At 57.9% G+C, this 19,836-nt stretch carries 16 protein-coding genes; 11 read left to right on the top strand and 5 right to left on the bottom strand.

Annotated features, from left to right (window positions below):
* Positions 1-209 precede the first annotated feature (209 nt).
* The 3 genes from Pla100_RS14740 to Pla100_RS14730 all read right to left on the bottom strand — a co-directional run bounded on the left by Pla100_RS14740 (position 210) and on the right by Pla100_RS14730 (position 3,376).
* A complete protein-coding gene (locus tag Pla100_RS14740; RefSeq protein WP_146578450.1) occupies positions 210-656 on the bottom strand; it encodes a hypothetical protein in 447 nt (148 codons plus the stop codon).
* Between the two features lie 66 nt (positions 657-722).
* Entirely contained in the window at positions 723-1,895 is a 1,173-nt protein-coding gene (locus Pla100_RS14735) for a cysteine desulfurase family protein (protein ID WP_146578449.1), read from the bottom strand.
* 317 nt (positions 1,896-2,212) lie between these two features.
* A complete protein-coding gene (locus Pla100_RS14730) occupies positions 2,213-3,376 on the bottom strand; it encodes an exonuclease/endonuclease/phosphatase family protein (protein ID WP_146578448.1) in 1,164 nt (387 codons plus the stop codon).
* Positions 3,377-3,677: 301 nt separating this feature from the next.
* On the opposite strand from Pla100_RS14730, the gene odhB reads away from it, so the two are divergent.
* The 11 genes from odhB (at position 3,678) to Pla100_RS14675 (ending at position 18,056) form a co-directional block, all read left to right on the top strand.
* The gene (gene odhB, locus Pla100_RS14725) at positions 3,678-5,102 is read left to right on the top strand and encodes a 2-oxoglutarate dehydrogenase complex dihydrolipoyllysine-residue succinyltransferase (protein ID WP_146578447.1); all 1,425 of its coding nucleotides are present in this window, start codon (positions 3,678-3,680) and stop codon (positions 5,100-5,102) included.
* A gap of 3 nt (positions 5,103-5,105) precedes the next feature.
* Complete coding sequence (locus Pla100_RS14720; RefSeq protein WP_146578446.1) at positions 5,106-5,549, top strand: flagellar biosynthesis protein FlgN; 444 nt, start codon at positions 5,106-5,108, stop codon at positions 5,547-5,549.
* A 124-nt stretch (positions 5,550-5,673) separates the two neighbouring features.
* Entirely contained in the window at positions 5,674-6,156 is a 483-nt protein-coding gene (gene bcp / locus Pla100_RS14715; protein ID WP_146578445.1) for a thioredoxin-dependent thiol peroxidase, read from the top strand.
* A complete protein-coding gene (locus Pla100_RS14710) occupies positions 6,153-8,048 on the top strand; it encodes an Hsp70 family protein (protein ID WP_146578444.1) in 1,896 nt (631 codons plus the stop codon). The genes bcp and Pla100_RS14710 overlap by 4 nt, the downstream gene beginning before the upstream one ends.
* A 67-nt stretch (positions 8,049-8,115) precedes the next feature.
* Positions 8,116-8,913 carry a type I methionyl aminopeptidase gene (map, locus tag Pla100_RS14705; protein ID WP_146578443.1) on the top strand — a complete coding sequence of 266 codons (798 nt, stop codon included), beginning with the start codon at positions 8,116-8,118 and terminating at the stop codon, positions 8,911-8,913.
* 229 nt (positions 8,914-9,142) lie between these two features.
* Positions 9,143-10,687, top strand: coding sequence for a sulfatase-like hydrolase/transferase (locus tag Pla100_RS14700; protein ID WP_146578442.1), 1,545 nt, complete (start codon positions 9,143-9,145; stop codon positions 10,685-10,687).
* An 8-nt stretch (positions 10,688-10,695) separates the two neighbouring features.
* Positions 10,696-12,378 (top strand): sulfatase family protein, encoded by a 1,683-nt coding sequence (locus tag Pla100_RS14695; RefSeq protein ID WP_146578441.1) that lies wholly within the window; start codon positions 10,696-10,698, stop codon positions 12,376-12,378.
* 54 nt (positions 12,379-12,432) lie between these two features.
* Complete coding sequence (locus Pla100_RS14690) at positions 12,433-12,669, top strand: RNA 2'-phosphotransferase (RefSeq protein WP_146578440.1); 237 nt, start codon at positions 12,433-12,435, stop codon at positions 12,667-12,669.
* Between the two features lie 15 nt (positions 12,670-12,684).
* Complete coding sequence (locus Pla100_RS14685; RefSeq protein WP_146578439.1) at positions 12,685-13,299, top strand: hypothetical protein; 615 nt, start codon at positions 12,685-12,687, stop codon at positions 13,297-13,299.
* Between the two features lie 124 nt (positions 13,300-13,423).
* Complete coding sequence (locus Pla100_RS14680; protein WP_231603064.1) at positions 13,424-16,585, top strand: PSD1 and planctomycete cytochrome C domain-containing protein; 3,162 nt, start codon at positions 13,424-13,426, stop codon at positions 16,583-16,585.
* Between the two features lie 4 nt (positions 16,586-16,589).
* Complete coding sequence (locus Pla100_RS14675; protein ID WP_146578438.1) at positions 16,590-18,056, top strand: DUF1501 domain-containing protein; 1,467 nt, start codon at positions 16,590-16,592, stop codon at positions 18,054-18,056.
* A gap of 53 nt (positions 18,057-18,109) precedes the next feature.
* Here the strand turns inward: Pla100_RS14675 and Pla100_RS30800 are convergent, their stop codons facing one another.
* Together Pla100_RS30800 and Pla100_RS14665 are read right to left on the bottom strand one after the other, a co-directional pair.
* Positions 18,110-18,334: a hypothetical protein gene (locus Pla100_RS30800; protein WP_197167947.1), complete on the bottom strand. Its 225-nt coding sequence runs from the start codon at positions 18,332-18,334 to the stop codon at positions 18,110-18,112.
* A 180-nt stretch (positions 18,335-18,514) separates the two neighbouring features.
* On the bottom strand, positions 18,515-19,630 hold the full coding sequence (locus Pla100_RS14665) for a hypothetical protein (protein WP_231603063.1): 1,116 nt from the start codon (positions 19,628-19,630) through the stop codon (positions 18,515-18,517).
* Between the last annotated feature and the right edge of the window lie 206 nt (positions 19,631-19,836).

The raw sequence follows: 19,836 nt of genomic DNA, 5'->3' as shown, positions 1-19,836 counted from the left end.
GAAAACGCATATGGGTTTATCAGATCAAGCGGCCGCCGTCGCGAAATATGTCCGATCAAAATCAGGTCGGCGACACCTTAGGCCGATGCCAAAAAACCCGAAAATCATCCGACGGTGCGAGGACCATAGGCGAACCGCTCTGAATCGAGCCTGGGAAGAATAGAGGCGAGCGGGGGCAACTGTCAACCGTGCCCGCTCCGCCGTGCTCCTCAGGCCTGCCCGATCAATCGCCAGCAAAGGTAACCCATCAACCCGCCACGAACCGACCAAGCAAGCGTGCGAATCCAATTGGTCGACACGAGCCGCTCGTAAACCGCCGCGTCAAACCCCCCCGCCAGCCGCTCGTGGCAGGGCACCTGCAAGGCCGCCGTGCTTACCCAAATCACCAGGATCAGCCCCAGTCCGACCCCTAAGAGCGGACGCGACACGCCCGCCGGGGCTAGCAGCATCAACCCGGCCGCCGTCGCGATCTCGATCAGCATGGGTATGCCGACGATCGGCGTAATCAGCCGCGAGTGGTCGACGGCATACTTCACGAAAAATTCGGATCCGACCCGATCGAACATTTTGTAATGGACGATCTGCACCATCCAAATTAATCCGACCATGTACCATGTCGACAGCAAATTGAGCAGAAACAGAGCGTTGGGAAGCATGGCGGTTGCGTGAGAAAACTGAAGAATCAACAAGCCGTTGCGAGTGAACCGATCGCAAAACACATGTTACCGGGTGGGGAATTGGTGCAACCGTTGGTGCGCTGCGATCAATAACTCTGTGGCTTCGTCGATGCCCGCCTGGGTGGTGAATCGTCCGATTCCGAATCGGACGCTGCGGCGGGCTTCGGATTCGCTCAGTCCGATCGCCGTCAACACGTGACTCGGTGTCGGGTCGGCGCTGCTGCACGCCGATCCGCTGCTGAAGGCCACCGACGGGGTCGCCGCCATCCAAGATTCGCCTTCGACGTGTTGCAATCGGAAGTTCAAGTTGCCCGGCAATCGCTCGTTGTGATCGCCGCCGTCGCCGAGTTCGGGGCCATTGATTTCCAGTCCGTCGATGGCGTCGCTCAGTTGATCCCACAGGCGATTGCGGAGCGAGGCGATTCGAACCGAGTCGCTGGTCCGTGATTGGTCCGCCAGTTCCATCGCTTTGGCCATTGCGACGACTCCAGCCGGGTTCATCGTGCCGCTGCGGAGGCCGCGTTGCTGGCCACCGCCGATGATCTGAGGTCGCAGTCGCACGCGTCGTTGACCGTTGCCCACGATCAAAAAACCGACGCCTTTGGGGCCATAGAATTTGTGCGCCGATGCACTCAACAGATCAATGTCCATCGCACGCACGTCGACCGGAATGCGGCCGACCGCTTGCGTCGCGTCACAGTGCAACAAGGCGCCCGCGTCGTGAACAATCGGGGCGATTTCTCGGATCGATGCAATTGCTCCCATTTCGTTGTTGGCCAACATGACGTTGACCAGCGACGTTTGTTCGTCGATGCGATCGGCCAATTCGTTCGGGTCGATTCGGCCTTGGCGGTCGGTGCCGATGACCACGACTTCGACGCCGGTTTGACGAAGGTCGGCGGCCACGTCGAGGACCGCCGGATGTTCGGTCGCGGCGACGATCATTTTATTGCGACGATTGCGAGGATGAGTCGCCACGCCCCGCATCGCAAGGTTGATGCTTTCGGTGGCACCGGAGGTGATGAGCACCGATTCCGCCGGAGCATTGATCAGCCCGGCGATTTGGTCGATCGCTTCGGCAAGGGCGTCGGCGGCGGCCCGTCCTGCTTCGTGCGAATCGGAGTGTGGGTTGGCGAAATGGTCTGTCAGATAAGGCAGCATCGCCTCGACGACGCGGGGGTCGCACGGTGTGGTGGCGTGATTGTCGAGGTAAATCATGTCGATATGGTAGCAAGTCGGAATCCGCCCCCGGGACTGGGCAACCAAACGCAGAGACTGGGCAACCAAACGCGGAGACTGGGCAACCAAACGCAGAGTACGCTGAGACGCAGAGGATCGCAGAGCTCGATCACGGAAGTCGAATACCTCGCTCTGCGGCCCTCTGCGTCTTGGCGAACTCTGCGTTCAGACTTCAGGACTGAATCATTGAAGGTCGCTAAGTCTCTAAGACCGTCTATCCGTTGGCTTGCGCCGATGGCAGCTCGTGTTCCTTGCTTCGGGCTACTGAGGGCAACGTTGGTGCATTGCCTCGTCCACTACGGCGTCCCTTCGAGCGGTGCGAACTCGGCGAACACTGGCAAGTAACTCGACACCGCTTGCGCTTCGGCGACGCTGAGGTTGTAGATTCTCAAGAAATCGTAAACGCCGCCTCGACCGATCGCTTCGGAAGTGCTCGCCCGGTCGTACAGCAGGTTACTAGTTTGGTGCCGACCGAAGATGTCCGTCGGCGTGCTTGAGACGGCCGCCTGCACTTGCGGCCCAGCGACCACCGGCAAAAGGTAAGCGTCGTCGGCTTGGAACAAACCCGCGATGATCACGTCGTCTTCGCCCCGACCGTCTTCGCGAACCGACTGGAACAATTGATTCATAATCGCGACCTCACGTGGGGCGCGGGCCAAGTCCACGCGAGCATTCACGATCGTGAACGTCCACGCCGCCGAAGGACTCGGTTCGGCCGCCCGAAACCATGCGACCAAAGGATCGTAGGTCAGTTGATTGTCAGGATCGGCAACGGTGTAAGTTTGGGTTCGGTCAACGCGGACGCGGGACGGATTGAACAGAATCGCGAGTTGCTCGCCACGGCCGCTGGGGCCCGTCGGCGGCCCCAGGACGAAATCGTACAACGGCGCACCGCCGCCGAGCGAACTTTCGTTAATGGCGTCGACCATCCGGGGCACCAGGTCCATCTGCGTGGAGGTAATCTGCTGCAACGCGAGAACGTCAAATTGTCGCACGACACGGACGAGATTGTTTCTCGCCAGATCGCTGGCCAGTTTCGTCGGCCCGAACCCGTCGAGCGCCCATGAACCGATCTTTAAATTTTCGGCCGCGTAACGCGTACGGCGACTCAGCGACGCAACTCGGGCGCTTTCATGGAAATCGCTGGGACTGGAAATGATCGGATCGGCTTCAAATTCCGCCCCTCCCGCGAACTCGCCACTGGCTTGGAATCCGACAAGTCCCGCAGAATTTCTCAAGGCGACGTCTTTGACCGGATAGGGATCGTTGGCGTCGATCGACGAGGCGAACGTGAACGGTTCACCGATTTCATCAATGGGAGAGAGTCGCTTGGGGAGGATCCGAACGCCGTCGAGCCCGTCGACATTGTAATTTTGAAAAAACCACCAGCCACCACCGACCAATAGCAGCACGATTAAACCCGCCTGAATCGGGTGGCCTCCATCGCGGTCTTGGGACATGGCAACAACAAATCGAACAAGGGGCGTCGGGGTGAATGCTCTCGGACACATTGGCTACATCGACCCGCCTCAATGGTGGATTCAATTTGATTGCCAAAGAGGGAAGAAATTGCCGTACCGTTAAAGTCTGCCATCCATCTCAAACACTCCGATTTGTCCTGATTCACCGGGCGGTCCCTGACATAACCGCCGGGGATCGTTATCCTGTTGGCGTCGGGATGGTTGCTGTGCAAGCGGGCATTCTGATTGACGCTGCCTCCTCCCTCATGTTGCCAATCTCATTTAGGTAAAAACGTTTCCCGTGAGCGAAATCATTCCTGTCGAAGTTCCGACCGTTGGCGAATCGATCAGCGAGGTGCAGATCGGCACCTGGCTCAAGAAGGATGGCGACTTCGTCCAAAGTGGCGAGGATTTGGTCGAGATCGAGACCGAAAAGGCATCCGTTCAAATCCCCGCTCCCGCGAGCGGCTACCTGCACAATGTCTTGAAGGCATCGGAGGAATTTGCCGAAGTCGGCGAAACGATCGCGAGCATTAAAGTCGCCGAAGCACCGGCCGGTGGTTCGAGTGCGGGCGATTCAGGCAACGGTTCGGCGGCGAACCCGTCCCAGGCTCCCGCGAGTTCCTCGCCGGCGGCGAGCGAACCGGTGACGGCCACCCCCGCATCGGCACCGCCCACCCCGTCGTCCAACCCGCCGGCATCGGCCGGCCATGCACCATCAGGGCACGTACCATCAGGTCATGGGGGCGGTTCGGATCGAGCCAAGTTCGTCATGCCGGCGGCGCAGCGACTTCTCGACGAACATCAACTCAGCGCGTCCGACGTGCCGGCCACCGGCCCCGGCGGTCGCTTGTTGAAAGAAGACGTGCAGGCGTTCATCCGCAACGGCGGCAAGTCCGCTTCGGCTCCCGCCGCACTGGCGTCACCTGCTCCGACGTCACCTGCTCCTACCCCATCGACTTCGCAAGCCATGACCGCACCTCAACCTTCCTATTCGGCTCCGTCTTTGATGAGTGAAAGCTCGTACCGGTCGGAGGAAGTCAAACCGATGAGCATGTTGCGGCGGACGATCGCCTCGCGACTCGTTCACGCCCAACAGACCGCAGCCCTGTTGACGACGTTCAACGAAATCAACATGGCACCGGTCATGCAGATCCGCTCGAAGTACAAAGACGCGTTCTTGAAAAAGCACGGCGTGAAGTTGGGCTTCATGTCGTTCTTTGCCAAGGCGACCGTCGAAGCCCTGCGGCGTTTTCCGGCCGTCAACGCAGAGATTCGCGGCGACGCGATGGTTTACAAAAACTACCAAGACATCGGCATCGCGATCGGCGGTGGCAAAGGTTTGGTCGTTCCGGTATTGCGAAACGTCGAACGGATGTCGTTTGCCGAAATCGAAGGTTCCATCAGCGAATACGCCCGTTTGGCCGGCGAGAACCGCTTGCAACCGGCGGACCTGATGGGCGGCACGTTCACGATCAGCAACGGTGGTATCTACGGATCGTTGCTCAGCACGCCGATCGTTAACCCGCCGCAAAGCGGGATTCTCGGTTTGCATTCGATCCAAGAACGACCGATCGCCGAGGACGGACAGGTCGTCATCCGACCGATGATGTATGTGGCGCTGACTTACGATCACCGCATCGTCGACGGTCGCGAAGCGGTCGGGTTCTTGGTCGCGATCAAAGAAACCATCGAAGACCCCGCGCGGCTGTTCTTGGAAGTTTAAGCGATGGCTTCGATCGAGGATCTGCAGCGCGGCATCGATCTGCGTCACGAGCAATTGACGACGCTGCTGCAATTGACCGATCGGCAAGAGACCGCGATCGCGAGCGGTCACATGAACGAGTTGATGAGCGTGTTGGGTGAAAAACAACGTGCAGTCGAAGCGTTCGTGAAGACCTCCGAGACGCTCAAGCTAGATCGCGACACGTTTGCCGATCGCCCCGCGATCTCCGACGCCCATCGGGCTCGCAATGACGAGTGCTTGCGAATGCATGAGGAGTTGTTGCGGCGGGAGGCGGCGTGCCAATCGGCGCTGGAAACCTCGCGGGACGAGATCGCCGGGGAACTCGCCCGCGGCGAAGGGGCCCGACGAGCGGCCGCCGGATACGGACAAGCCAACCGCCCCGATCGGGGCCAAGGCGGCGGTTTGGACCTTTCCAACGATGGTTAATAAGTGGTGGCGACTTTCAGTCGCCAGACCAAGAATCGTCGGCTAAAAGTCGACGCCAAGTAGCGAACATCGCCAAGACTTTCGGCCCAACGCAAACCCCATTCACACCAAGGACACTCGCCCCATGACCGACTTCATCGAACCGGGAACCAAAGCCCCCGCCTTCACGCTGAAGGACCAAGACGGCAAAAGCGTCAAGCTCAAGGATCTCGCCGGGTCGCCCGTCGTGTTGTACTTCTATCCCCGCGACAACACGCCCGGTTGCACCAAGGAAGCGTGTGCGTTCCGAGATCGGTTTGCGGAGATCCAAGCCACCGGTGCCCGGCTGTTCGGCGTTAGCACCGACACGGCCGAAAGTCACGTCAAGTTTCGAGACAAGTTCGAGTTGCCGTTTCCCTTGTTGGTCGATGAAGATCACAAGATGAGTGAGAAGTACGGCGCGTGGCGTGAGAAGAACATGTACGGCAAGAAGTCCATGGGTATCCAACGTTGCACCTACGTCATCGACGCGGCGGGCAAGGTCGCCAAGGTTTGGAAACGCGTTAAAGTCGACGGCCACGATCAACAGGTCCTCGACGTCCTCGCTGAATTGGGATCGGGCTCTTGAGTGATCCAACCGTCTCGCCACAGTACTGCATCGGTATCGACCTGGGCACGACCAACAGCGTCGTTGCGTATGCGGCGATCCCGACCGACGAGATCCCCGTCCGCGATCAGTCGCCGCCGATCCAGCTCTTGCCGATTCCCCAGATCGTCGGGCCCGGCCAAGTCGAATCGCGTGAATCGTTGCCCTCGTTCTTGTACCTGCCGCGTGATCACGAATTCGACTCGCTGAGAATCGATGCGTCGAACTTGCCCAGCGGCGAATGCCCGACTTCGTTTCCCGATCCGTCCGAGGGTGTCGTCGGCGTGTACGCCCGCGAGCAAGCGGCCGACAACCCGCAACGTGTCGTCGTGGCGGCGAAGAGTTGGCTGTGTCACGCCAAGGTCGGGCGCACCGAACCGGTTCTGCCGTGGCAATCACCCGAGGAAGTCCGTAAGGTGTCGGCTTACGATTGCACCCGGCGTTTCCTGCAACATTTAATCGCCGCCTGGCATGCTGCGTTTCCTGATGCGCCGATCGATCAACAACAGGTCGTCTTGACCGTCCCGGCGTCGTTCGATCCGGCCGCCCGGGACCTGACCCGACGGGGGGCGATCGAAGCCGGACTGAACGATCAGTTCGTCTTGCTCGAAGAACCGCAGGCCGCCGTCTACCGTTACCTCGCATCGACCGAGGGTTCTTGGCGCGACGCGATGGGACGAGGCGACACGTTGCTCGTCGTTGACGTCGGTGGTGGTACCACGGACTTGACGCTCGTCGGTGTCGACGCGGGCGATGGCGAACACTCCGGTGAACTGCAGCTCGTTCGCCAAGCGGTGGGCAAGCACTTGCTCGTCGGTGGTGACAACATGGACTTGACGCTCGCCTTTCACGCATCCGAAAAATTTCGCGAACAAGGTCACGATCTCGATCCTTGGCAAAGCACTTCGTTGTGGCATGCTTGTCGCGAAGCCAAGGAACGATTGTTACAAGTCGATGGGCCGGAGAAGCATTCGATCAGCGTGCTCGGTCGTGGCTCCTCGCTCATTGGCGGGACGATCGCCATCGACATCGAGCGATCCCAAGCCGCCGAATTGATCGTCGGCGGATTCTTTCCAAAATGTTCGCGTGACGATCGTCCTGAGATGAACGTGCAAAGCGGCTTCCAAGACATCGGGCTGCCGTACGAATCCGATCCGGCGATTACCAAGCAAGTCGCTGCTTTCTTAAGCGATCATTTATCGGTGCAAGAGAACGCGAACAAGGTCACGCATCTGTTGCTCAACGGGGGCGTCTTCCGCAGTGAAGCGATTCGGCAATCGATCGAATCGACGATCGGTTCTTGGTTCGACGCCCCGCCGCAAACCTTGACGACGACGGTCGCCAATCTGGACACCTCCGTCGCCATCGGAGCGGCCTATTACGGCTATACAAAAACCAGCGGCGGCGTTCGGATTCGCGGCGGAACGGCCAAGTCGTTTTACATCGGGATCGAAACGGCCGGATTGGCGATCCCGGGTGCGCCGCGGCCATTGCGAGCCGTCTGCGTCGCGCCCCAGGGCATGGAAGAGGGCACCCAAACCGAAGTGCCCGGCGAACAAGTCGGGGTCGTCGTGGGATCGCCCGCCCGGTTCCGATTCTTTTCGTCGACGACCCGTCCGGGCGACAATCCGGGAACTCGTTTGGACCGTTGGACGTCCGAGGAGTTGCAAGAAAGCGAACCGGTCGAATTGACGCTGGAAATGCCGGAATCGGCCCCCGATCATGCGCCCGACGCCGGCCCGCAGCGACGCTTTGTTCCGGTACGTTTTGAATCACGAGTGACGGAATTGGGGATGTTCGAATTGTGGTGCCACGGCGTTGACGTGGACCAGCGCTGGAAGTTGGAATTCAACGCCCGAGAATCGGGATCGTGAATTGATTTTCGCGGCCGTGCAAACCTGCTATGCTGACGCGGCAAAAATTTTTCCCTGAAGGCAACGCATGCTCACCAAGCAACGAAAACTTATCCTCTCCCACGCCCAACGCGACATGATGCGAAAGGCTGGCCGGGCGAATGCCGAATTGATGGACTTTCTTCGACCGCATGTCCAGGCCGGCGTGACCACCGCTGCGATCGATAAACTCGTTCACGACTGGACCTACGATCACGGCTACAAAGCCGCCACGCTGGGATACCAGAAGTTTCCTAGGTGCTGTTGCACGAGCATCAATGAAGTCATCTGTCACGGGATTCCCGATGACACTGAATTGAAAGACGGCGACATCGTCAACATTGACATCACGACGGTCGTTGACGGATGGCACGGCGACCAAAGTGAAACGTTCATGATCGGCGAAGTCAGCGAAGAGAAACGGGCGGTGATGCAGTGCGCGTTCGACTGCATGCACATGGCGATCGATCAACTCACGCCCGGTTGCCGCGTGGCGTCGATCGGCGAAACGGTCGTCCCCGAAGCCCACAAACGCGGCTTTACCGTCGTGCGAGAATACGTCGGCCACGGCCTCGGTCGCCAATTCCACCTCGACCCGTCGATCCCACACTTTCCGAATCGACAAAGCCGAATCGATCGGTTGTTTCCCGGCATGTGCTTTACCGTCGAACCGATGATCAACGCGGGTACCCGCTACACCAAAAGCGACAAAGTCGACGGTTGGACTGTGCGAACGAAAGACGGACGCCCCTCGGCCCAGTTCGAACATTCGGTCTTGATGACCGAAAGCGGCCCGGAGATTTTGACGTTGACCAAAGATGGTCCACAAAAAGGGCACCAATTCTAGTGCTACGTCAACATTTAGTCTTGGGGTGAGCCGAACTCGCACGCGGACTGTTGATTTAATCGTAACCCGATGCGTCAGCGAGGGATTGAACGCCATCAAGTCTCCTTTATAAGTATCCCTCGCTCACGCATTTTGAAGGCCGTAGCGGCATCCGTTCGCTCACCCGGCACATCGCTTCGACTATCATATCGGACTGAGATTCTTTTAGGTTCGAAGCGGAGTTCATCGAATGCGTTATTGGTTTTGTGTTTTGTTGGGGTTGATTGTTGGGTTAAGTTCGACCGCGAATGCCGAATCATCGCCGCCCAACATTCTGTTCATCTTCGCCGACGACCAGAACTACAAGACGCTCTCGTGCGTCCCGGAGACTCCCGATTGGGTCAGCACGCCCAACATCGATGCGCTCGCTCGGCGGGGCGTTCGGTTCGAGCGAGCTTACCTGGGTGCGTGGTGCATGCCTTCGCGGGCGAGCATCTTGACCGGGCGTTTGCAGCACGGCGTTCAAACGATGCGAATGGAAGGACAGTACCCGGCAAGCACCTACGATCCCGAGCAATGTCGATTCTGCCCGGCCGAGTTCCGACGTCACGGATATCACACCGCCCAAATCGGAAAGTGGCACACCGGCGTCGATACCGGTAACGGACGCGACTGGGACCATCAAATCGTTTGGAACCGACCGGGTCACCCCGATAACGCGGGGAACTATTTCTACGATCAAATCGTGACCTTCAATGGAGTCGACCGCCAAGTCGATGGCTATTCGACGGACAACTACACCGAGTGGGCTCTCGACTACATCAACGGCAAGGATCGAGATGCCGATAAGCCTTGGTATCTATGGTTGTGTTACGGTGCGGTTCATGGCCCGACTACACCAGCGGATCGTCACGAAGGACACTACGCGGGCAAACCCGCCCCGGTCCCGGCGGACATCGTTGGTCCGTGGCCCGACAAGCCGGAATACCTTGAAACGACTGCGTCGTGGTATATCGCCGCCGACGGTCAGCCGAGACGCAAAGGCAAGAAAGTCGATGCCAGTAACTTCAACACCAATACGGCCGGGCAAGCTTACGATGATTGGGTTCAACAAACCAACGAGTGCGCCATGGCGATCGACGAAGGCGTCGGTCGTTTGATCCAAGCCCTCGAGACAACCGGGCAGCTTGACAACACGCTGATCATTTACACGGCCGATCAAGGGTTCGCGTTGGGTGAACACGGATTCAATAACAAAGTGGCACCCTACGACGCGTCATTGGCGAGTCCCTTGATTATCTCGTACGCGGACCATTATACCGAGGGGAAAGTTTGCCGCCATCCGATCAATGCGCCCGATGTCACGCGTACGCTATGCGACGTGGCCGGTGTGACGATTCCTTGGAAAATGCACGGACGCGACATCACACCCTTGTTGCAAAACCCGGAAACGCAAGAGTGGGATTTGCCAATGTTGATGACGCACACCGGTCGTACTTATGGTGATGCGACCTACCCCGTTCCCACCGACGATGCGTTGACCGTTGTGGGCGGGATCCCGTGGTACGTGTTGCTACGCGACGGACCTTACAAATACATCCGAAATTTGGTCGCCGGCGAGACCGAAGAACTGTACGACCTCGACGCCGACCCGGAAGAACTCACCAACTTGGCCAAGTCCGCCGAACATCACGAGCGACTCGAGAGTTTGCGCGCCAAAGCGATCGAACAATTACGACAAACCGATGCCAAGTTTGTCGATTCCATGCCACCCACCGAAGCCATGCTGCCATGATCCCAAGAATGAACCTGTTTCGTATCGTTTTGATTGCCGCTTGGTGTTGCATCCCTCATGGCTGGGCAGCCGCGGCAGATCGACCCAACATCCTGTTTGCGTTCGCCGATGATTGGGGCAGGCACGCGAGTATTTATGCTCAAGCCGATGGGCCGGGTACGGTCAACGACGTCGTTTCCACTCCCAACTTTGACGCGTTGGCAAAATCCGGTGTGCTGTTCAACAACGCTTACGTCAACGCGCCCTCGTGTACGCCGTGTCGAAGTTCGATCGTTTCGGGCCAGCATTTTTGGCGATGCCGAACGGGGGCGATCTTGCAAGGTGCGGTTTGGGATGAGTCCATTCCGACTTGGCCGTTATTGTTGCAAGATGCCGGCTATCATATCGGATTCACTTGGAAAGTCTGGTCACCGGGGTCACCTATCAATGCTCCCTACGGCGGCTCCGTGAACGCGTACGAGTCTTCCGGACGGAGTTTTAATGGTTTCTCACAAAGTGTCACTAAGATGGTGGACCAGGGTCAATCGCTCGATGACGCCAAGCAAGTTTTATTGGATCAAGTTCGCGGCAACTTTCGAGCGATGCTGGCTGACAAGAAGCCAGAACAACCGTTCGCGTATTGGTTCGGTCCGACCAATGTGCATCGCAAATGGATTCAAGGTTCCGGCAAGGCGTTGTGGGGACTCAACCCCGACGACTTGAAAGGCAAGATGCCGGCGTTCCTACCTGACGTGCCTGAAGTGCGTCAGGACTTTGCCGATTACCTCGGCGAAGCGATGGCGTTTGACATGTCGCTCGGCGTGCTGGTCGACGAGTTGAAGAAGGCGGGTGAGTTTGATAACACGCTGATCGCGATCTCCGGCGACCACGGGCCGGCGGGATTCCCCCACGGCAAATGCAACTTATATGACTTCGGCACCCGCGTCTCCTTATCGGTATCGGGGCCGGGTGTTTCGGGCGGACGTGTTGTCGACGATTTTGTGACGTTGCCCGATCTGGCACCCACGTTCTTGCAAGCCGGTGACGTCGATCCTCCCGAAGTGATGACCGCGAAAACGTTGTGGCCGGTATTGAAATCGGAGGACCAAGGTTGGGTCGATCCGTCGCGAACCCAGGTTTACGTCGGACGCGAACGGCACGTCGCCAACGCACGCCAAGGACAGCTGCCGTACCCACAACGGGCTATCCGCACAAAGGATTATTTGTTCGTCATGAACTTTCGGCCGGAACGTTATCCGTTGGGCGATCCCTATCGACTCGGTGACAACGATGAGGCATCCGGTGACGAACCGACCGTTAACGAAATGACAAACAACACCTTGGTAACGCTGCCTGATGAAGACGCCGGGCCGACCAAAGCGTGGATCGTTTCGAATCGACATCGCTCGGACGTCCAGCCGTTTTTTCGCAATGCGTACGGCAAACGAGCTGGCGAAGAACTGTTTGATTTAAGCCGAGACCCGGATCAGATGAACAACGTTGCCGGCGATCCGGCCTACGCCGAAGTCGTCAGCGAGTTGCGGAACCGGTTGATGTCGGAATTGAAAGAGACCGGTGATCCGCGATTGGTCGATCAAGGACGTTTCTTCGAAACGCCCCCGATGGCTGGACCTTTACCACCCGGTGCCGATGCCAAAGGCAAAGCCAAGGGCAGGGATAAATCGCGTCCTCAGCGTCGTTCGGTGAACTGATTGCGAGTCATCCGAACCCTACGCCAAAACGATGTTTTCGAGTAGACTTCGCCGATGAACAAACGACTCACGAAAATCAGTAAATACCTCACCTTCGTTTTGCGCCATGAGCCTCAATCTATCGGCCTAACTCCCGATGCGTACGGACATGTGAACATCGATGAGCTCGTTCAGCGGGCGAACCAAGCGGGGAAAACGATTACCGTCGAGCAAGTCCGGCAGGTGCTCGAGCAGCAAGAGCAACCGTTGTTCGCGTTGAGCGACGACGGTCAAATGATCCGGGCACTCTGAACGACGGATCATCGGATGCCACTTCATTCCATCGCGGTCCCTGATTCGATCGCAAAGTTACCCCATACCGAGGATGCCGAACGCCTTATTGATAGAGCGAACGAACGGATCGAGGCTTTCATGTTGTCCGAGAAAACGACCATCGAAAACTTTGTGCCGTGCGACTTTCACTTGCTCGATCAAGCACTCACTTGGATCGACCAGAATCATCTAATGACCGGTCGACGGTTTTGCGAAATCGGAAGCGGTTTCGGCGTCGGGGCATTGCTCGCTTCGCTGCGTCAGTGGGAATCGGTCGGCATCGAGATCGAACCTCGTCTGGTCGAGCAATCCAACGAACTTGCCGACGAGCTTCAAAACGAGGCTCAGTTTTACTGCGGCAGTTTCATTCCACGTGGGATCGATGATCTGGCCGATTGGGCCACCGAGGTCAAGAACGTGGATAGCGAGGAAGGCGACGTATACGACGAAATCGGTTGGGACATGGGCGATTTTGATCTGTTTTTTGCGTTCCCATGGCCGGGCGAACACGGCTTCTTTGAGGCCGTTTTTGAAGCATGTGCTGCCGATGGAGCCCTGCTGCTAACGTATCGAGGCCGCGAGGGAATGGACTTGGTCCGGAAAGTTTGAACCCATTCATTGGCTGCCGACGGTTATAATCGACGGTGTCCAACGCCGTGCTCGATGGTACCCCTTGTGTTTGGGAAGTGACGACATCGGCGCGGTTCCTGCCTTTCATCCCCACCTCAATCGAATGTTCCAATCGTCTCGCCCTGCTTGGTTGTGTCCGTGTTTGGTGGCTTTCGCGATTGCTGCGACGCCTGCTTACTTGCAAACCGTCTCCGCCGAAACGACTTCAAGTCCTCCATTGGATTTTGCCCGCGACGTGTTCGGTGTCTTGCAGCGTTCGTGTTTTGAATGCCATGGACCGGAGCGCCAGGAAGCGGGTTTGCGGCTGGACCAAAAGAACGAGGTGCTCGAGGCGGGGATCGTCGAAACGGGAGATCCCGAAGCAAGCGAGTTAATCCGCCGGATCAGCTTGCCACGAAACCATGACGAAGTCATGCCGGTCGTCGGTGATCCGTTGACTCGGGCCGAGGTCTCGGCGATCTCTCGCTGGATCGCCGGCGGTGCGACGTGGCCGGATGATTTCACGCCGCCGGAGCATTGGGCGTACGTTGCTCCGGTGCGTCCGGAGTTGCCCGAAGTGTCCGACACCGATTGGGTGTCCAACCCGATCGATCGTTTCGTTCTCGCTCGTTTGGACTCGCTCGGGTTGACGCCTTCCCCGCCCGCCGACAGGGCCGTGTTGCTGCGGCGTGTATCGTTGGACTTGATCGGGTTGCCGCCCACGCTTGAAGAAATTCAAGCCTTCGAAGCAGACACCGATGAAGGTGCGTTTGCTCGCGTGGTGGACGATTACCTTTCACGACCTCAGTTCGGCCAGCGATGGGCGAGGCCCTGGTTGGATTTGGCTCGCTACGCCGATTCACACGGTTTTCAACGCGACGATTTTCGCGACCTATGGGCGTACCGCGACTGGGTCATCGAGGCTCTCAACGACGACATGCCTTTTGATCAATTCACCATCGAACAACTCGCCGGCGATTTGATACCGAACGCGACCGAATCACAACGAATCGCAACCGGCTTTCATCGGTGCGCACCGACCAACGTGGAGGCCGGATCGTTGCCCGAAGAAACCCGATCCGAACAAGTCATCGATCGGGTCAACACGACCGCATCGGTATGGTTGGGATCGACACTCGAATGTGCCCAATGTCACGATCACAAGTTCGATCCCTTTTCGACCAAGGAATACTACCAACTCCTCGCGTTCTTCAATCATACGGCGATCGAAGCCGAACTGAGCAACCCGAACAAACCGAGTTCGATCGGATTCATCGGCGCGGCGATGAAATTGTCCGATCCCGAACGCGAATCAGAACGTCAAGAACAAATCGCCGAACGCGATCGACTCAATCATCGCATCGCCGAGCGAAAGAAAAAACTTGAAAGCGAGTTGGAATCCTGGGTTACCCAGTGGAAACAGAACGTTCAAAACACACCGCAAACACACAGTTTGGAAGTCACCGAGTTTATGTCACTCGGCAACACCGATTCCTTCGAAATCCGCGACGACCGATCCGTGTTGCTCGTCGGAAACGATCCCCCGTCGGTCGATCGGTATACGGTGACCGCGAAACTGCCGGCAAACGAGTCGGACCAGCCAACGATTTCGGCGATTCGGTTGGACGTGTTGACCGATCCATCGCTGCCAGGAACCGGTCCGGGACGCGGCGATCCGGTCCGCAACAACTTCGTGCTCAATGAATTCGTCGCAACGGTGATTGATGCCGACGGTGGTCGCCGTCAACTTGAGTTCACCGAAGCCCAAGCGGATTTCTCACAAGGCAACCATCACGTCTCTGGGGCGATTGATGGCAATCCCAAAACCGGTTGGGCGATCGCACCCCAATTTTCGCGAGCCCATCACGCCACTTTCCTGCTCTCCGAACCACTGAAACTATCCGAACACACGCGAATCGAATTCGAACTCCACCAAAACTTTGGCGGTTCTCGAACGATCGGATGTTTTCAACTGTCGGTGCTTTCGGGTGACGTCCGACAGGAGGCGGTTCCGGAGAACCTTGCCAAACTGGCCTCCAAACCCATCCGAAAATGGTCGGCAGCGGATCGCAAGACGATACTCGAATACCGGGCATCATCGGATTCGATCGTCATGGCCACCCAAAAGCAAATCGACGCGATCGATCAGCAACTCAAGGATCTGTCGCTCGACACGACCGAGGTCATGGTGGAGTTGGACCAACCGCGACCCATGCACGTTTTCGAGCGAGGCGACTACCGTTCGCCCGGTGAGTCTGTCCAACCCGGCGTGCCGGCCTGTTTACACCCGCTGGACTCTGGTGCAGTTAATGGTGAAATATCGGGAGATGATTCGACGCAGCGTCTCGATCGACTCGATCTCGCACGTTGGCTGGTCGACCCGAACAACCCGTTGGTCGCTCGCGTGACGGTGAACCGTTGGTGGATGGAACTGTTCGGCGAAGGTTTGGTGCGAACGCCCGAAGATTTTGGCCTCAAAGGCGATCGACCGACGCACCCCGGTGTACTGGATTGGTTGGCGGTCGAGTTCATTGAGAATGGTTGGTCGATGAAACACGTTTTGAAAACGATCGTGATGTCATCCACCTATCAGCAATCCTCCGCGCTCAACGAGACGTTACTCGCGATCGACGATCAAAACCGTTATCTGGCTCGCGGACCACGGGTGCGAATGGATGCGGAGATGATCCGGGACAACGCGTTGGCGGTCTCGGGGTTGATTTCGCTCAAGGCAGGCGGACCACCCATTCGTCCCTATCAACCCGATGGTTTGTGGAAAAAAGTCGGTGGGCAAAACTACCCCTACGTCGTCAGTCCTGGTGACGAGAAATATCGCCGTGGTGTTTATGTGGTGATCAAACGCGGGGCACCGTATCCCAGTTTCATCAATTTCGACGCGAGCAACCGGTTCGCTTGCACGGTCCAACGTTCTCGCAGCAACACGCCGTTGCAGGCATTAACGTTACTCAACGACCCGGTTTACGTCGATGTCGCCAAGGCGATCGCGGTGCGGGCATCGTCGGCCGCCACGTCCGCTTCGGTCGCCTCCACGATCACCGACGAATTCCGACGCGTTCTCGCCCGCCATCCCGAGCCGAACGAAGTCGACGCCTTGTCGGATCTTTGGCAGATTCAAACCGAAACGATCGAACAAGACCCCAGTGGTGCCGAGCGACTCGCCGAAGGTGTTTCGTTGCCCGGTCCTGTTACCAAACGCCAGTTCGCCGCCTGGTACGCCGTCGCGACGGTGTTGTTGAACTTGCACGAAACCATCACGAAGGAATGAACCGATGAGCCATCGAACTGAGCATCGAACTGAGCAACGACCCGATCATCGAAACCAACACCTCATCAATCGACGAGGCTTCACCCAAGCCGGTGGGGTGAGCTTGGGCGCGATGGCGCTCGCGTCGCTGTTAGGACAAGAGCGAGCGACCGCGTCGAGCAACGAAAACCCGTTGGCACCGCGGCCGCCGCAGTTCGCCGCCAAGGCCAAGAACATCATCTATTTGCACATGATCGGTGCTCCGTCGCAATTGGATCTATTCGACGCCAAACCGACGCTCGATCAATGGAACGGCAAACCGTGTCCGCCCGAGGTCACCGCCGGCCGTGATTTTGCGTTCATCGGCAAGACATCGACTTTGGCCGCGTCGCCCTGGAAATTTTCCCAACATGGTGAGTCGGGACAAACGATGTCGGAACTGCTACCGCATTTGAGCGGCGTTGCCGACGACATCGCGATCATCCGGTCAATGCACACCGAGGAGATCAATCACGCGCCCGCTCAGATGTTCTTGCACAGCGGATTCGGACGCGGCGGCCGGCCGAGTTTGGGGTCGTGGGTCACTTATGGGTTGGGCAGTGAGAACGAAGATTTGCCCGCCTACGTGGTCCTGCTCAGCGGTCCTCCCGGCGGCGCGGGAACGAGTTTGTGGTCGACGGGTTTCTTGCCGAGCGTTTATCAAGGCATCCAATTCCGCTCGGCGGGTGATCCGGTTTTGTTTCTATCGAGCCCGGACGGACATTCGATCGACGATCGGCGCCGGGTCCTTGATACGCTCGGGCAACTCAATCAACATCATTTGGATTCGACTCTCGATCCTGAAATCACAACGCGGATCGCGCAGTACGAAATGGCGTTTCGAATGCAGGCTTCGGTGCCTGACCTGATGGACATCAGTGGCGAGACCGCCGCGACGCTGCAGGCCTACGGGGCCTCGCCCGGCAAGGCATCGTTCGCGAACAACTGCTTGCTCGCTCGCCGTTTGGTCGAACGAGGTGTGCGGATGATTGAACTGTATGATTCCGACTGGGATCATCACGGCAATTTGCAAAAACGATTGCCCGCCAAGTGCCAAGACGTTGATCAGGCGATGGCCGCACTGGTGTCGGATCTGAAACAGCGAGGAATGCTCGAAGACACCTTGATCGTATGGGGGTCGGAGTTCGGCCGCACGCCGCTGAGCCAAGGAGACCCGAATCGCGACGGCGGCGTTCCCGGACGCGATCACCATAAGGATGCGTTCACGGTCTGGCTAGCCGGCGGCGGCGTCAAGGGCGGCGTCACTCATGGCGTGACGGATGACTTCGGTATGGACATCGTCGAAAACGGAGTCCACGTTCACGACCTCAACGCCACGATCTTGCATCAGCTCGGGATCGACCACGAAAAACTCACCTACCGCTACCAAGGCCGTGAATTCCGCCTGACCGACGTGGAAGGCCACGTCGTGCGAGAAGTATTGCAGTCGTAGGCTGGGTGGAGGAGAGCTTCGGCGACGAACACCCGGCAAGTAGCAGTTGGCGGTTAGCTTTTGGCGATTAGCCAGCAGCCGCGTTCTCCGACGCCATCTCTTAAACTTAAACTTAAACTTAAACTTAAACTTAAACTTAAACCTAAACCTAAACCTAAACCTAAACCTAAACCTAAACCTAAACCTAAACCTAAACCTAAACCTAAACCTAAACCTAAACCCCCTCCCGCCGAAGGCGGACCAGAAACGAGTTTAAAATCTAGGGGCTTGCATGCCAATTGGCTCTGGATGCCGGGTCTCCGCTATCGCTGCGACCCAGCCTACTTGGGACGGGTGAACTGTGATTGGCGGGCGGGTTGAATGAGGGTTTAAGTTTAAGTTGAGGTTTAAGTTTACGGAGGACTAAAAGCCAAAAGCCAAAAGCCAAAAGCTAAAAGCCAAAAGCCAACCGCCTCCGCTCACGATTCGATCAACATAGCGACCGCTTCGAGGTAGCGGCGGATCGTGTCGGCTTTGACTTCGGCGAAGCCTGCCGACTTGTGTCTCAGGACGGTTAGTTTCAGAGACTCGATCACATCCGCCATATCATCGGGAAGCTCAGGCAAACCCGCGAACGGTTGCAACGGGGACATCGGCGGTTCGGTGGCGATCCCGCCTTCATCGCTTTGATTGGCGTCGTTCATGTGATTGCCTTCGGGCAGCGCCGCCAATTCTGACTCGTCGCCGAAGTCCGGTGGCTCGTAGGCCGGGCCAGCGGCTACGCCCGCGGTATCGCCGTCATAGTCACGCGTGTTGGTTCCACCTTGTGCCGGCGCGGTTCCGAGATCCGGTGTGTCTTCATCGAGGTCGACTTCGATGATTTGGCTGCCGTTGGGGCGTTCCGATTCGAGTTCACCGTTGGCTTTCCAACGCTGTTCACGCATCTTCGAAACCGACCATTTTTCTTCCACCGCACCTTGCAACCACAACGCCGCGTCGTCCCAATCCAAGGCCGCGAGGAAATGGCTCCAATAAAGCGAATCATAGGTCGCCGCTTGCTCGCCGAAACGATCGTGGACGCGTCGAAGTCGTCCGACGTGCGGCGACGTGACGCCTCCGACGCGTGACGCCCAAGCCTCATCGGAGTACTCCGTCGCCGGGGCTCCCGCTTCGATCAACGCCTCACGCCACTGGCTGATGATTCGGCCTTTTTCCCAGTTCGTCGTGCTGACCAGCGTGTTCCAGCGGCCCACGAAGGGTTGTTGCAACTCCAACAATTCTTCATCCGAACCGGCGGGCTGGAAACGGCTAGAAATCTCAGCTTCAATGCTATTGTCAGACACCTCCGAGACCGGTTCATCGCTCGACATCCACTCGCTCGTCACCACATCCGAGGGCGTGCCCTCCTCGTCGGCAACATCGTCATAAATTTCTGATGCGTCGAAACGCGGTTTGGTGGAAAGCGAGGTGGCGTCACGGCTCGAATCGGCGGCCGAATCAAGCTCGGAGGCGGCGGAGGGATCAGAATCGGGGGCGGAGGCGTCAAAGTCTTCGTGGGTCATCGGCGTCTGCTTGAGAGGAAAGGAATGCTCCATCAATGAGTCGCATACGCTAACCTCGACCGGGGCGGTCCGTGAAGATTCGATGACCAAAAATTGCGATTGTCCGTCCTCCCCGCAGTCGATCGCACCGAGCAGTCAAACACTGCGTTGTGGGAAAGTTGTCTGGAAACAACGGATTATCGCGAACGTCTCATTTGCACGATCCGAAACGGAGCCCTGGGGCCCCCCACACTCACTTC

Origin of the sequence: Neorhodopirellula pilleata (genome assembly GCF_007859915.1) — a bacterium.
GTDB classification, from domain to species: domain Bacteria; phylum Planctomycetota; class Planctomycetia; order Pirellulales; family Pirellulaceae; genus Rhodopirellula; species Rhodopirellula pilleata.
The sequence above is the reverse complement of the archived record's forward strand: the minus strand, read 5'-3'. Positions and strand labels throughout refer to the sequence as shown.

Coding starts and splice junctions, on each gene's coding strand:
- Pla100_RS14740 (WP_146578450.1), bottom strand. CDS start 656: ATGCTTCCCAACGCTCTGTTTCTGCTCAATTTGCTGTCGACATGGTAC.
- Pla100_RS14735 (WP_146578449.1), bottom strand. CDS start 1,895: ATGATTTACCTCGACAATCACGCCACCACACCGTGCGACCCCCGCGTC.
- Pla100_RS14730 (WP_146578448.1), bottom strand. CDS start 3,376: ATGTCCCAAGACCGCGATGGAGGCCACCCGATTCAGGCGGGTTTAATC.
- Pla100_RS14720 (WP_146578446.1), top strand. CDS start 5,106: ATGGCTTCGATCGAGGATCTGCAGCGCGGCATCGATCTGCGTCACGAG.
- bcp (WP_146578445.1), top strand. CDS start 5,674: ATGACCGACTTCATCGAACCGGGAACCAAAGCCCCCGCCTTCACGCTG.
- map (WP_146578443.1), top strand. CDS start 8,116: ATGCTCACCAAGCAACGAAAACTTATCCTCTCCCACGCCCAACGCGAC.
- Pla100_RS14700 (WP_146578442.1), top strand. CDS start 9,143: ATGCGTTATTGGTTTTGTGTTTTGTTGGGGTTGATTGTTGGGTTAAGT.
- Pla100_RS14695 (WP_146578441.1), top strand. CDS start 10,696: ATGAACCTGTTTCGTATCGTTTTGATTGCCGCTTGGTGTTGCATCCCT.
- Pla100_RS14690 (WP_146578440.1), top strand. CDS start 12,433: ATGAACAAACGACTCACGAAAATCAGTAAATACCTCACCTTCGTTTTG.
- Pla100_RS14685 (WP_146578439.1), top strand. CDS start 12,685: ATGCCACTTCATTCCATCGCGGTCCCTGATTCGATCGCAAAGTTACCC.
- Pla100_RS14680 (WP_231603064.1), top strand. CDS start 13,424: ATGTTCCAATCGTCTCGCCCTGCTTGGTTGTGTCCGTGTTTGGTGGCT.
- Pla100_RS14675 (WP_146578438.1), top strand. CDS start 16,590: ATGAGCCATCGAACTGAGCATCGAACTGAGCAACGACCCGATCATCGA.
- Pla100_RS14665 (WP_231603063.1), bottom strand. CDS start 19,630: ATGGAGCATTCCTTTCCTCTCAAGCAGACGCCGATGACCCACGAAGAC.